This is a genomic window from Dongia sp., from assembly GCF_041909655.1.
GTDB lineage: Bacteria > Pseudomonadota > Alphaproteobacteria > Dongiales > Dongiaceae > Dongia.
In genome coordinates, this window is sequence record NZ_JAYRDA010000021.1 from 1 (window position 1) to 12,280 (window position 12,280).

Annotated in this window: 13 protein-coding genes and 1 tRNA gene; 2 read left to right on the top strand and 12 right to left on the bottom strand. The window is 63.0% G+C overall.

Annotation, left to right across the window (positions count from 1 at the left end; all coding sequences use genetic code 11):
- The first annotated feature begins 55 nt into the window (after positions 1–55).
- On the top strand, positions 56–406 hold the full coding sequence (locus tag ACE3PR_RS21495; protein WP_374376421.1) for a cupin domain-containing protein: 351 nt from the start codon (positions 56–58) through the stop codon (positions 404–406).
- Positions 407–615: 209 nt separating this feature from the next.
- Here the strand turns inward: ACE3PR_RS21495 and ACE3PR_RS21500 are convergent, their stop codons facing one another.
- The 11 genes from ACE3PR_RS21500 to ACE3PR_RS21550 form a co-directional block, all read right to left on the bottom strand.
- Positions 616–1,194, bottom strand: coding sequence for a hypothetical protein (locus ACE3PR_RS21500; protein WP_374376423.1), 579 nt, complete (start codon positions 1,192–1,194; stop codon positions 616–618).
- The gene (locus tag ACE3PR_RS21505) at positions 1,191–1,775 is read right to left on the bottom strand and encodes a hypothetical protein (protein WP_374376425.1); all 585 of its coding nucleotides are present in this window, start codon (positions 1,773–1,775) and stop codon (positions 1,191–1,193) included. Before ACE3PR_RS21505 ends, ACE3PR_RS21500 begins: the two co-directional genes overlap by 4 nt.
- A 10-nt stretch (positions 1,776–1,785) precedes the next feature.
- Positions 1,786–3,060 carry an ArgE/DapE family deacylase gene (locus ACE3PR_RS21510; protein ID WP_374376427.1) on the bottom strand — a complete coding sequence of 425 codons (1,275 nt, stop codon included), beginning with the start codon at positions 3,058–3,060 and terminating at the stop codon, positions 1,786–1,788.
- A gap of 171 nt (positions 3,061–3,231) precedes the next feature.
- Positions 3,232–3,837 carry a 2-hydroxychromene-2-carboxylate isomerase gene (locus ACE3PR_RS21515; protein WP_374376429.1) on the bottom strand — a complete coding sequence of 202 codons (606 nt, stop codon included), beginning with the start codon at positions 3,835–3,837 and terminating at the stop codon, positions 3,232–3,234.
- 11 nt (positions 3,838–3,848) lie between these two features.
- The gene (locus tag ACE3PR_RS21520) at positions 3,849–4,529 is read right to left on the bottom strand and encodes an SDR family oxidoreductase (RefSeq protein ID WP_374376431.1); all 681 of its coding nucleotides are present in this window, start codon (positions 4,527–4,529) and stop codon (positions 3,849–3,851) included.
- A 167-nt stretch (positions 4,530–4,696) separates the two neighbouring features.
- Positions 4,697–5,080, bottom strand: a complete 384-nt coding sequence (locus ACE3PR_RS21525) for a RidA family protein (protein WP_374376434.1) — start codon at positions 5,078–5,080, stop codon at positions 4,697–4,699.
- A gap of 5 nt (positions 5,081–5,085) precedes the next feature.
- Positions 5,086–5,274, bottom strand: a complete 189-nt coding sequence (locus tag ACE3PR_RS21530) for a DUF1272 domain-containing protein (RefSeq protein ID WP_374376436.1) — start codon at positions 5,272–5,274, stop codon at positions 5,086–5,088.
- 11 nt (positions 5,275–5,285) lie between these two features.
- Positions 5,286–6,437: an isovaleryl-CoA dehydrogenase gene (locus ACE3PR_RS21535; RefSeq protein ID WP_374376438.1), complete on the bottom strand. Its 1,152-nt coding sequence runs from the start codon at positions 6,435–6,437 to the stop codon at positions 5,286–5,288.
- 66 nt (positions 6,438–6,503) lie between these two features.
- Positions 6,504–7,925 (bottom strand): magnesium transporter, encoded by a 1,422-nt coding sequence (gene mgtE / locus ACE3PR_RS21540; RefSeq protein ID WP_374376440.1) that lies wholly within the window; start codon positions 7,923–7,925, stop codon positions 6,504–6,506.
- Entirely contained in the window at positions 7,922–10,234 is a 2,313-nt protein-coding gene (locus tag ACE3PR_RS21545) for an NADP-dependent malic enzyme (RefSeq protein ID WP_374376442.1), read from the bottom strand. Before ACE3PR_RS21545 ends, mgtE begins: the two co-directional genes overlap by 4 nt.
- Positions 10,235–10,406: 172 nt before the next feature.
- Positions 10,407–10,491, bottom strand: a tRNA-Leu gene (locus tag ACE3PR_RS21550).
- 124 nt (positions 10,492–10,615) lie between these two features.
- Here ACE3PR_RS21550 and lipB point away from each other — a divergent pair.
- Positions 10,616–11,257 (top strand): lipoyl(octanoyl) transferase LipB, encoded by a 642-nt coding sequence (gene lipB, locus ACE3PR_RS21555; protein ID WP_374376444.1) that lies wholly within the window; start codon positions 10,616–10,618, stop codon positions 11,255–11,257.
- Between the two features lie 126 nt (positions 11,258–11,383).
- Here the strand turns inward: lipB and ACE3PR_RS21560 are convergent, their stop codons facing one another.
- A complete protein-coding gene (locus ACE3PR_RS21560) occupies positions 11,384–12,160 on the bottom strand; it encodes an SDR family oxidoreductase (RefSeq protein WP_374376446.1) in 777 nt (258 codons plus the stop codon).
- Positions 12,161–12,280 lie beyond the last annotated feature (120 nt).

Here is a 12,280-nt window from a genome sequence, read left to right on the forward strand (position 1 = left end):
CACAGCCGCAATAATTCCCCACCCTTCCGACCAGATCAGATTTCAGGAGCAGGACATGATCAAGCGCCTCGACAATGCGCCCGGTATCCCTTCGAGCCAATTGGAGGATTGGGGCCCGGTCAAGCAGCCGATCGGCACGCCGGTCGCGGCCTTGCGCGGCACCTCGCCCACCGAGAAGGGAAAGGAGCCGGATTTCGGCATCTGGGAATGCTCGCCCGGCAAATGGACGCGCCAGATCAAGAATGCGGAATTCGCGCATTTCGTCGCGGGGCGTTGCACCTTCCACGCCGAGAGCGGCCAGACGGTCGAGATCAAGGCCGGCGACGCGCTCTATTTCCCGGCCAATTCCATGGGCGTCTGGGAAATCCACGAGACGGTGCGGAAGACGTATATTTTGTTGCCGTAGGGTACAGCTTCCGCGCTCCGCGCTCCACTTTCCGTCATCCCCGGGCTTGACCCGGGCATCAGTCAGCAAGCGAAGGATCTCGCCCAGCCGGCCCTGATCCCCGGGTCAAGCCCGGGGATGACGATGTTACTGAGACTGAGAACGTCATGCGCTGGCTCGTCGACATGCGCGCCCTCTTCAGGCGGGACGGTTTCGGTTATGCAATGGCATCAGCCGCCGCATTTTTCCTGGATAATGTCAGCGATTTCGTCCTGCTTGGTCGTCCTGCCGAACTTCTTTTCATGGCTCTCGCCGAGACTTTTGGCGACCTTACACCCACCGCTCGCAGCGAATAATGACGCTGCGGTGACATAGTTCATCTCATTCTCAGGGTCGTGTGCGATCGCCATCAGGTAATTCGTGGCGGCGAGCAAAAAACTGGACTGGGCGAAGATCTGCTGGAGTTTCTGGTCGCTCTTTTGCTCCATCAGCCCCTTTACAGCGAATGCCAGGCCGCGCAACTGATAGGATTCCGCATCGGCGTCGTTACGTTCGATAGCGGCATCGAGATATTCAATCGCCCGCTCCGGGTTCATATCTTCCAAATACGTCGTAGCCAGTTCCCGGAGAACTTCGATGCTATCCTTGGCCGGGAGCTTCTCATGGTCTAGGAGCGCGAGGCAATCTGCCACGCTGATTGGCTGACAGGCTTTTGCGACCGGGCTCATTTGCAAGTCAGGTGAGGTCGCACAGCCGGTAAGAAGTGCGGCAAGGCCGATGCTAAACAGGAGGAGCTTCGCCCGCCTCATTTATCCTCCACGCCGCATTTTTCCTTGATCATACCTGCCAGAGCGGCCTGGTCGCTAGTTTGGCCAAAGCCTTTTTCGTGTAGCGCCCGAATCATTTCCGCGAGATGGCACGCATCGGCTGCTATCGCGAACGAAACGGCATTTCTGTAGTTTGATTGATTCTTGGGTTCATACATCGAGGCCAGCAAGTAATTCTCGCTGGCCACCGCTGAGTGCCATCTTACGCTGCCCGGCACAAAATCGTCATTGTCTCTCTGCCTTATTCTGGCATGCAAGGCATAGGCATCACCGCGCAACCGATAAGCAACGCCGTCGGTGGGGTCGCGTTTTAGAGCGACACTCAGATAGTCCGTGGCCGCATCAGGATTTTCATTTTTGAGATGAACGCTAGCAACGTCCCTCAAGACGGCATTGCCCTCTTGGAGGGTCAGCTTCTTCGTATCAAGAATCGCAATACAATCTGCGACCCGCAACGGCTGACAGGCTTCGAACTCCGGTCGAGAGGGCACCGGAGTACACGATGCCAGAACCCCCGCCAGACAGAGGCCGGACAGTATCTTCAGCAGCATTCCGATGGGCATGTCGGCGCCCCTACTTCTTCTCCACCCCGCACCAATCGGCCATGAAGAGGGCGATGCCCTGGGTTATGCGGCGGAGCGATTGCAGATTTACGCGTTCGTCGAAGCCGTGGATGTCTTCCGCGAGGGGGCCGTAGACCAGAGCCGGGGTGTCGGCATAGAGGCCGAAGAAGCGCGCATCCGTGGTGGCGGTGGTGGCGATCTTGGGAAGATCCGCGTTGAAGGCAAGGCGATGCGCGCCTTCCAGGGTGGCGATGGCGGCATCGGCGTTCTGGAGCACATAGGGTTCGGCCTGGAAGCCGTGATAGACGACCTGGGGCGGATTGTTGGCCAGGAATGAATGGCCGGCAGCGGCCTGACGCACCGTTTCCTCGACATCGCGGCGCACGCGTGCAAGTTCCATCCCCGGATAGAAGGAGATGCGCATGTCGAAGGTGCACCAAGCGGGGACGCTGGAGGTCCAATCGCCGCCTTCGATCTTGGAGACCACGAAATTGATCGGGTGCTTGTGCTCGGTCCAGATTTCGTGGCGGTCCTTGTTCCATTTTTCTTCGAGCGCATGGAGCGCCTGGATGATGGGGAAGGCAGCCTCGATCGCATTGGAGCCGGTGCCGGCATAGGCGACGTGAACCGGCTTGCCGCGCACCTTCACCTGGAACCACATGACGCCGAGCTGGGCCGAGAGAACGGCATCGCCCATCGGTTCCGGGATGATCGCCGCATCGGCGCGGTAGCCGCGCTGCAGGCAGGCGAGTGCCCCATTGCCGGTGCATTCCTCCTCGACCACGGATTGCAGATAGACCTCGCCGGCCGGGCGCAGCCCCAGGCGATCCAGCGCGTCGAAGGCGGCTAAATTGGCATAGAGCCCCGCCTTCATGTCGCCGCCGCCGCGGCCGTAGAGCCAACCGTCCTGCTCGTAAACTTCGAAGGGCGGTCTGGTCCAGAGATCGACGGGGCCGGTCGGCACCACGTCGATATGGCCGTTGAGGATCAGCGAGCGGCCCTTCTTCTCGCGCGGGCGGTGGGAACCCACCACGTTGAAGGCATTGTCATAGGAAACTGCGACGGGCGAGAAACCCGGCAGATGCTGGATGTCGGCCACGTTGATCTTCCAGTGATCGACGGCAAGATCCCGGTCGCGATATTGGCGCGCCATGAAATCCTGTGCCGTCGCCTCCTGCCCGCGCAGGGACGGGATGGCGGTGAGGGCCGAGGTCGCCTTAACCTGGGCGTCGAAACCGGCATCGACGGCAGCGATGATGTCGCGGGCGAAGGATTGATCGAGCATGAAGGCACCTGACTAAATGAAAGAGTGAGGCCCCTCACCCCGGCCCTCTCCCCGCAAGCGGGGCGAGGGAGTTTCTATCGAGTTTTGTCTCAAGCCCCTCGCCCCTCCGGGGAGAGGGGTTGGGGTGAGGGGAAATCTGCGAAGCTAATTTAGGCGAGCCGCAAAGGCCTGTCACCAGCCGCCGGTGAGGATCCAGTCGCGGAGATCGGCGAGGCGGTCATTGCCCCAGAACAATTCACCATCCGCGATGAAGAAGGGCGAGCCGAACACGCCGCGCGCGATCGCGACATCGGTTTCGGCACGGAGCTTTTCCTTGATGGCGGGATCGGCGATCCCCGCCATCACGGCTTCCGCGATGAAGCCCAGATCCGCCGCGATGGCGGCCACTGTTTCAGCCTTGGTGATGTTGGTACCTTCGGCGAAACAGGCGTTCAGCAGCGCCAGAGCGAGTTTCTTCGCCGCCACCGGCGAAGTGGCCTCGGCCCAATAGAAGGCGCGGGCCGCCGCCATGGTGGCAAGCGGAAAACCGTCCGGCAATTGGAACGGCAACCCTAAGCGCCGTGCCGAGCGTTTCATGTCATTAAGATGATAGGGCCCGCGCAAGGGCTGGCTGACCAGCGGCGATTGCCCGGTCGCCTTGAAGGCGACCCCCAGCAGGATCGGATGCCAGAGAATCTCGCGACCCGTTTCCGCGCCCAAAGCCTCGACGCGGTGGGCGGCGAGATAGCCATAGGGTGAGGAGAAGTCGAAATAAAAATCGATCGGTGCCTGTGCCATGGCGGCGTCCTCTACCAGGGCAGCGGCGACCCATCGTAATTGAAGAAGCGGCCGCTGGTGGCGGGCGTGAGCGCCGCGATCACCTTCATGATGCCGGCGGCACTTTCTTCCTTTTTGACCGGCGCATTGCGCCCGCCCATATCGGTCTGTACCCAGCCCGGATGCAGCAATACGGTTGCGATGCCCTTCCCCTTCAATTCCGCGGCGGCATTCGCCATCACCATGTTGAGCGCGGTCTTCGAGGCGCGGTAGGCATAACCACCGCCGCCCGGCCCATCGCCGATCGAACCCATCTTGCTGGTGATCGATGCGATCTTCTTCATGCCGCCTTTGAGGAGATTGCCCAGCAAGGCTTCCGACACCAGAAGCGGTGCAAGTGTATTGACCTGAAAGGTCGCCATGAAATCCTTGGGATCGGTCTTGCCGAAACCACCGCGCTGGCCGTAGATGCCGGCATTGTTGAGGAGCACGTCGATCGGCCGGTTGCCGAGGGCTGCTTTCAGCTTCGCGATCGAGGCGGGTTTCGCGACGTCGAGAGCGCGGATATCGATGTCGCCTTTCACCGCGATGAGCGCCTTTGCGTCCTTCGGCTTGCGGCAGCAGGCGATCACCGTCCAGCCTTCGGCCGCATAGCGTTTGGTAAGCTCGAGGCCGATGCCGCGATTGGCACCGGTGATGAGGATGGTCGACATTGTGTTTCCAAGCTCCTGCATCTCGTTGTATCAGCCCCTCACCCCAACCCCTCTCCCCAGAGGGGCGAGGGGCTTACTGACACGCTCAGTCCAGTCCCCCTCGCCCCGCTTGCGGGGAGAGGGTCGGGGTGAGGGTCGGGGTGAGGGGTCGTTGGCTCTAAACAGATCTAACCCTGCCGTTTCGCGGTGACTTCGATCTCGATCTTCATCTTCGGATCGACCAGGCCGCAGATGATGGCGGTCGAGGCCGGGCGGATCTCGCCGAAATATTCGCCGAAGACCGGGGCCACTTTCGGCCAGTCGGCGGGATCGACGATGATGTAGCGGGCGCGCACCACATCCTTGAGGCTGGAACCGGCCTGTTGCAAAGCCGCCTCGATATTGCGGAAGGTCTGGCGGGTCTGTTCGATCACATCCTCGGAGATGCTCATCTTCGCGTAATCGAAGCCGGTGGTGCCGGAGACGAAGATCCAGTCGCCATCGACGACAGCACGGGAATAGCCGGCCACTTTTTCAAAGGCGGAACCGGAGGAGATCAGGCGGCGGGACATGATGGTCAGCTTTCCTTCTTCTGACGGGTCGGGCGGCGCTGGAGATCGCCGCCGCAATTGGGGCAAATGTGATTCATGGCATGCGTGCAGGGACCGCACCAGGTGCATTCATAGGAGCAGATATAGGCATCGGGCGAATCCGGCGGCAGGATCCGGGCGCATTTTTCGCATTCACCGCGCATCTCCAGCGACATCGACGTTCCCCCTAAAGCGTTTCCTCGAAGAGCTCGCGGCCGATCAGCATGCGGCGGATTTCCGAGGTGCCGGCGCCGATCTCGTAGAGTTTGGCGTCGCGCAACAGGCGCCCGGCCGGATAATCGTTGATATAGCCGTTGCCGCCGAGGCATTGGATGGCATCGAGGGCCGCCATGGTGGCTTTCTCGGCGGCGAAGAGGATGGCGCCGGCGGCGTCCTTGCGGACCGGCTGACCCCGGCCGCAGGCACGCGCCACCTCGTAGACATAGGCGCGGGCGGCATTGGTGTTGGTATACATGTCGGCCATCTTGGCCTGGATCAACTGGAAGGTGCCGATGGGTGCCCCGAATTGCTGGCGGTCATGGACGTAAGGGAGCACCAGATCGAGGCAGGCTTGCAAAATCCCTAAGGGCCCGCCCGCCAACACGGCACGCTCGTAATCAAGGCCACTCATGAGGACGCGCACGCCGCCATTCACGTTGCCGAGCAGCCTTTCGGCGGGGAGGAAACAATCGGCAAAGACCAGCTCGCCGGTATTGGAGCCGCGCATGCCGAGCTTGTCGAGCTTCCGCGAGCAGGAGAAACCGGGATCGGTCTTCTCGACGATGAAGGCGCTGATGCCGCGCGAGCCGGCGGCGGGATCGGTCTTGGCATAGACGATCAGGATATCGGCATCGGGGCCGTTGGTGATCCACATCTTGGTGCCGGTCAGGCGATAGCCGCCCGCGACCGCCTCGGCCTTCAGACGCAAGGAAACAACGTCGGAGCCGGCGCTGGCCTCGCTCATCGCAAGGGCGCCCACCTTCTCCCCGGCAATGAGCGGCGGCAGATAGGTTTTCTTCTGCGCCTCGGTGCCGTTGCGGCGGATCTGGTTGACGCAGAGATTGGAATGGGCGCCGTAGGAAAGGCCCACGGCGGCGGAAGCGCGGGAGATTTCCTCCATCGCCACCACATGCTCGAGATAGCCCATGCCGGCGCCGCCATATTCCGGCTCCACCGTGATGCCGAGCAGGCCGAGATCGCCGAATTTCCGCCAGAGATCGTGCGGAAAATCATTCTCGCGGTCGATCGCCTCGGCACGCGGCGCAATCTCGGCCGCCGCGAAAGCGGCGACGCTTGCGCGCAATTGATCGACGGTCTCACCGAGGGCGAAATCAAGCATGGTGTGATCCTGCCACTCCACTCCTCTGTTGTCATCCCCGCGAAAGCGGGGACGACAATCATCAAATCACGTGAGAAACAGCGTCGCCAGTCCGAGAAACGCGAAGAAGCCGAGGCAATCGGTGGTGGTGGTGAGGAAGGGGCCGGCGCCGGTCGCTGGGTCGAAGCCGAGTTTTTCCATGACGATGGGGATGGTGGTGCCGGCAAAGCCCGCCCAGACCATGTTGAAGATCATGGCGCTGCCCAGAACGAAGCCCAATCCGACACTGCCGAACCAGAGGCCGCCGAGCGTGCCGAGGATGACGGCAAAGACGATCGCGTTCATCAGGCCGACGGTGAGTTCCTTCATGACGATGCGGCCGACATTGGAACTGGGCGTGATTTCGCGTGTGGCGAGCGCCCGGACGGTGACCGTGATCACCTGCACGCCGGCATTGCCGCCCATCGCCGCGGTGATCGGCATCAGGACCGCCAGAGCCGGGTAGTGGCCGATCGTGTCCTCGAATCGGGAGATGACGAAAGCGGCGATCAGCGTGTTGACCAGGGTCACCACCAGCCAGCGCACGCGCTGGAAGGCGGTCACGTAAGCGGGTGCGTGGAAATCGGTATCGCCGACGCCAACGATGTTGAGGAGGTCTTCCTCGGCCTCCTCGTCGATGACGCGAACCACGTCATCCACCGTGACGACGCCGATGAGGCGACCGCCGGCATCCACCACCGGCGCCGACATCAGGCCGTATTGGCGGAAGAGATAGGCGACCGCCTCCTGATCGGTATCGGCGGGGACGAGGCGCAATTCCTCGTCCATGATCTCGTTGAGTTTCGTCTCGCGCTTGGAGCGCAGGACGCGCGAGACCGGCACCGAGCCCAAGGGCTTCTGCGCCGCGTCCAGCACGAAGAGATCGTAGAAATCGTCCGGCAGATCGGCGGTGGCGCGCAGGTAATCGATGGTCTCGCCCACATTCCAGAGAGCAGGCAGCGCCACCAGCTCGCGCTGCATCAGGCGACCGGCGCTGTCCTCCGGATAGGTGAGGCCCTGTTCGAGATAGAGGCGGTCGGCGGCAGGAAGATTGTCCAGCACCTGGCGCTGGGTCTCGTCATCGAGATCTTCCAGGAGATCGACGGCATCGTCGCTGTCGAGTTCGGTGACCATGCTGGCGAGCTCGGCCGGGGCCATCTGGTCGACCACCTCGTCGCGCAGGGATTCGTCGAGATGCGAGATGGTTTCCGGCTCCAAAGCGTGCCGGGTGATGTCGAGGAAAAGCTTGCGCTGATCGGGCTCGAGATGCTCGATGAGATCGGCGACGTCGGCCGGATGCAAGGGCTCGATCAGGTTTTCGACCAGCGGAATATCGCCGGCGGCCAAAGCCGCCGAGACATTCTCCAGTAATTCCTCGGAGGGGCCGTAGAGCTCCTCCTCGTCCACCGTCTCGACGACGGTGCCGCGGTCGGTCTGCGCAGTACCCGGGCCGAGCTCAGGCCCAGTCATCCGCTAACTCTGGCATCTTCTTGCTTCTTCCTGGCCGGGGCCTTGTCCTGGGCCTCGACGGCGGCGATGGCGCTCATATTGATGAGGCCGCGCACGGAAATAGCTGGCGAGACGATATGGGCCGGGAGATTGGTGCCGAGCAGGATCGGGCCGATGGAAAGGCCTTCGCCCAGCAGGCGCAGCAGATTGAGAGTGATGTTGGCGGCGTCGAGATTGGGCATGATCAGAAGATTGGCGCGGCCCTTGAGGCGCGAGGACGGAAAGAGCCGCTCGCGGATCGCCTCCGAGACGGCGGAATCGCCCTTCATCTCGCCCTCGACCTCCAACTCCGGATCGCGCTGCAGGATGAGGCCCAAGGCACGGCGCATCTTGCGCGCCGATTCGGTGTCACCCGAGCCGAAATTGGAATGCGAGAGCAAAGCCGCCTTGGGCGCAATGCCGAAGCGCCTGAGCCAGGCAGCCGAGAGAACGGCACTTTCCGCGATCTCGTCCTCGGTCGGGCAGGCGGTCACCTCGGTATCGGTGATGAAGAAGGTGCCCGAATGCAGCAAGACGGCGGTGACGCTGGAATAGGCCTTCAGGCCCGCCTTGCGGCCGATCACTTCGTGGACGTAACCCAGATGCCGCTCGAAGCGCCCCACCGTGCCGCAGATCATGGCATCGGCGTCACCGCGCCGGACCATGAGGGCGGCAATCAGGGTGAAGCGGGTGCGGACCAGGGTACGCGCGGAATCGGGTGTCACACCCTTGCGCTCGGTCAGGGTGTGATAGAGCGACCAATATTCATTGTAGCGCGGATCGCCTTCGGGATCGCAAAGCTCGTAATCGCGGCCCTCGGTCAGGCGCAAGCCGATCTTCTCGATGCGGCGTTCGACGACGGCGCGGCGACCGATCAGGATCGGGCGCGCGAGACGTTCGTCGACCACGGATTGCACGGCGCGGAGCACGCGTTCGTCCTCGCCCTCGGCATAGGCGATGCGGCGCTGGTCGGCACGGGCGCGCTCGAAGACCGGCTTCATGACAAGGCCTGAGCGGAACACGAATTGCTCGAGGCTGGCGCGGTAGGCCTGCCAATCGGTGATCGGCCGCGTGGCGACACCGCTTTCCATCGCGGCCCTGGCGACGGCGGGCGCGATCTCGACGATGAGGCGCGGATCAAAGGGCTTGGGAATCAGGAATTCCGGGCCGAACTGCAATTCCTGGCCGCCATAGGCGCTGGCCACCACGTCGCTCGATTCCGCGCGGGCGAGCTTGGCGATCGCCTTGACGCAGGCGACCTTCATTTCCTCGTTGATCTGGGTGGCGCCGACATCGAGGGCGCCCCGGAAGATGAAGGGGAAGCAGAGGACGTTGTTGACCTGGTTCGGATAATCCGAGCGGCCGGTGGCGATGACCGCATCCGGGCGCACCGCCTTCACCTCCTCGGGGAGAATCTCGGGCGTCGGGTTGGCGAGCGCAAAGATGATCGGGCGGCTTCCCATCAGCGCCACCATCTCCTTGGTCAGCACACGCGGCGCGGAGAGCCCCAGGAACACGTCGGCATCGCGGATCGCATCCATCAGCGTCCGCGCATCGGTCTTGCGGGCGTATTTCGCCTTCCGGGGATCCATCAGTTCGGTGCGGCCCTCATAGGCGACACCGACGATATCGGTCACGGTGACGTTGCGGATGGGGAGGCCGAGGGCCACCAGGAGATCGAGACAGGCGAGCGCCGCGGCACCGGCACCCGAGGTCACCACCTTCACATCCTCGAATTTCTTCCCCACCACTTCGAGCGCGTTCATAAGCGCTGCCGCCACCACGATGGCGGTGCCGTGCTGGTCGTCATGCATGACCGGGATTTTCATCCGCTCGCGCAGCTTGCCCTCGACCTCGAAACATTCCGGCGCCTTGATGTCTTCGAGATTGATGCCGCCGAAGGTGGGTTCGAGCGCCGCGATGATTTCGACCAGCTTCGCGGGATCGGTCTCGTCGATTTCGATATCGAAGACGTCGATATCGGCGAATTTCTTGAAGAGGACGGCCTTGCCTTCCATCACCGGCTTGGCGGCCAGCGGCCCGATCGCGCCGAGGCCCAGGACGGCGGTGCCGTTGGTCACCACGGCGATGAGATTGCCGCGGCTGGTATATTCGGCGGCCGTGGCGGGATCGGCGGCGATGGCCTCGGAAGCGGCGGCGACGCCGGGGGAATAAGCGAGGGCCAGGTCGCGCTGGTTGGCCAGCGGCTTGGTCGCGGTGATGGCGATTTTGCCCGGTTTCGGGTGCCGGTGATATTCCAGGGCACCTTCCCGCAAGGTCTCGTCCGCCATCGCATCCCTCATCCAAGGTCTGGGCGGCTGATCCTATGCCGCCCCATTGGGCGCGGATTATAGCGGCGTGGCCACGCGATACCAGCGCGGCGAGGCCCCCGAAGGGGATTTTTTACGTCGATTCAGGGAGATAGGCGAGCCTTGAGGCGGCTCCATCAGCTTGCTGTCAGTTTGGTGCGGTCGAGAAGACTCGAACTTCCACGGGTTGCCCCACAGCGACCTCAACGCTGCGCGTCTACCAATTCCGCCACGACCGCGCCCTGCGAAGGTCACTTGACCCTTGCCAGACAGCGCGCCGGGGAATAGCAAATCGGTGCGAGCCGATCAAGCAAACAAAAAACCTAATCTTTCAAAGGACTTGCCGTGAGTGAATCGGGCCCAGTGACGTGGTTGATCGAAGATCGGTTGATCGAGTACCCCGACGCCACCGCTTTCATGGAAAAACGCGTCGACGAGATTCGCGCGGGATCCGCCCCGGAGACGGTCTGGCTGGTGGAACATCCGCCGCTTTACACGGCCGGAACCAGTGCCAAAGCAGGCGACCTCCTCATCCCCGACCGCTTCCCGGTCTATGAAAGCGGGCGCGGTGGGCAATTCACCTATCACGGCCCCGGCCAGCGCGTGGCCTATGTCATGCTGAACGTGAAGGCACGGGGCGGCGACGTGCGGGGCTTCGTCCACGATCTCGAGGAATGGGTGATCCGGACCCTCGCCCGCTTCAACATCACCGGCCTGCGCCGCGAGGGGCGCGTCGGCATCTGGGTGGTTGAGGGCAAGCGCGAGGACAAGATCGGTGCCATCGGCATTCGCCTGCGCCACGGCATCAGCTATCACGGCATCTCATTGAACCTCGAACCCGATCTCGCGCATTTCAACGGCATCGTCCCCTGCGGCATCAGCGAAAGCGCCGCGTCACCCTACGGGGTCACCTCGCTCGCCAAGCTCGGCATCATGATCTCGATGCCGGAACTGGACATGGCGCTCATGGGCGCGTTCGAGGAGGTGTTTGGAGGCCGAGACTGAAAGCGCCCCCACCCCGGCCCTCCCCCTAAAGGGAGAGGGAGTTGAGACCGAGGTGGAAGTGCGAACTGGGTTAGAAAGCCCTCTCCCTTTAGGGGGAGGGTTGGGTGGGGGCGCAAGTGACGGGTCTCAGATCCCGCCTTTGCTCGAGCCGCCATCAAGGCGGAAAAAGGCGCCGGTCGTGTAGGCCGAGGCCTCGCCGGCGAGGAAGGCGATCATGGCGCCGAACTCATGGGCCGCGCCGTAGCGGCCCACGGGGATGCCGGCGACACCTTCAGCTTCGATCTCGGCCAGGGTCTTGCCGCTGCGCGTGGCGGCGGCTTGGTCGAGGGACGAGGTGCGCTCGGTGGCAAAGGCGCCGGGAGCCACCGTGTTGACCGTGACACCCAGCGGCGCCAATTCGTCGGCGAGCGATTTCAGCCAGTTCTGCAAGGCAGCCCGCAGCGCATTCGAATAGACCAGGCCGGGGATCGGTTCCTGCACGCTGGTGGAGGCGATGGAGAGGATGCGGCCCCATTTGCGTGCCGCCATGCCGTTGCCGAGATGGGCGGCAAGTTCGATCAGATTGAGGAACATTGCCTCGAATTGACGGCCCCATTGGACCCGGTCGACGTTGCGCGCCGCGACCGGCGGCGGCGGCGGTGCATTGAGGACCAGGATGTCGTAGCCGCGCGGATCGGCGAAGAGGGGATCGAGACTCTTGCGGTCGAAGAGATCGGCGATGAGAAGATTGGCAGAACTACCGGCACTGGTGATCTCGGCCACCCGCGCGGCGAGCTTCTCGCCGCTGCGCGCAAGCAATGTCACGGCAACACCTTCGGCGGCCAGAGCCGCAGCAGAAGCAGCGCCGAGGCCCTGCGAGGCGCCGAGAACGAGGGCGCGTTTGCCGTTGATGCCGAGATTCATGCGATGGTCTCCTTAAGAAACAAGAACCCCTCACCCCAACCCCTCTCCCCAGAGGGGCGAGGGGCTTTAAACGAACTCGATCAAAACTCCCTCGCCCCGCGCCTGCGGGGAGAGGGTTGG

Coding starts and splice junctions, on each gene's coding strand:
- ACE3PR_RS21505 (WP_374376425.1), bottom strand. CDS start 1,775: ATGCCCATCGGAATGCTGCTGAAGATACTGTCCGGCCTCTGTCTGGCG.
- ACE3PR_RS21530 (WP_374376436.1), bottom strand. CDS start 5,274: ATGTCGCTGGAGATGCGCGGTGAATGCGAAAAATGCGCCCGGATCCTG.
- ACE3PR_RS21560 (WP_374376446.1), bottom strand. CDS start 12,160: ATGAATCTCGGCATCAACGGCAAACGCGCCCTCGTTCTCGGCGCCTCG.
- ACE3PR_RS21520 (WP_374376431.1), bottom strand. CDS start 4,529: ATGTCGACCATCCTCATCACCGGTGCCAATCGCGGCATCGGCCTCGAG.
- ACE3PR_RS21525 (WP_374376434.1), bottom strand. CDS start 5,080: ATGTCCCGCCGCCTGATCTCCTCCGGTTCCGCCTTTGAAAAAGTGGCC.
- ACE3PR_RS21510 (WP_374376427.1), bottom strand. CDS start 3,060: ATGCTCGATCAATCCTTCGCCCGCGACATCATCGCTGCCGTCGATGCC.
- ACE3PR_RS21515 (WP_374376429.1), bottom strand. CDS start 3,837: ATGGCACAGGCACCGATCGATTTTTATTTCGACTTCTCCTCACCCTAT.
- ACE3PR_RS21500 (WP_374376423.1), bottom strand. CDS start 1,194: ATGAGGCGGGCGAAGCTCCTCCTGTTTAGCATCGGCCTTGCCGCACTT.
- ACE3PR_RS21545 (WP_374376442.1), bottom strand. CDS start 10,234: ATGGCGGACGAGACCTTGCGGGAAGGTGCCCTGGAATATCACCGGCAC.
- ACE3PR_RS21495 (WP_374376421.1), top strand. CDS start 56: ATGATCAAGCGCCTCGACAATGCGCCCGGTATCCCTTCGAGCCAATTG.
- mgtE (WP_374376440.1), bottom strand. CDS start 7,925: ATGACTGGGCCTGAGCTCGGCCCGGGTACTGCGCAGACCGACCGCGGC.
- ACE3PR_RS21535 (WP_374376438.1), bottom strand. CDS start 6,437: ATGCTTGATTTCGCCCTCGGTGAGACCGTCGATCAATTGCGCGCAAGC.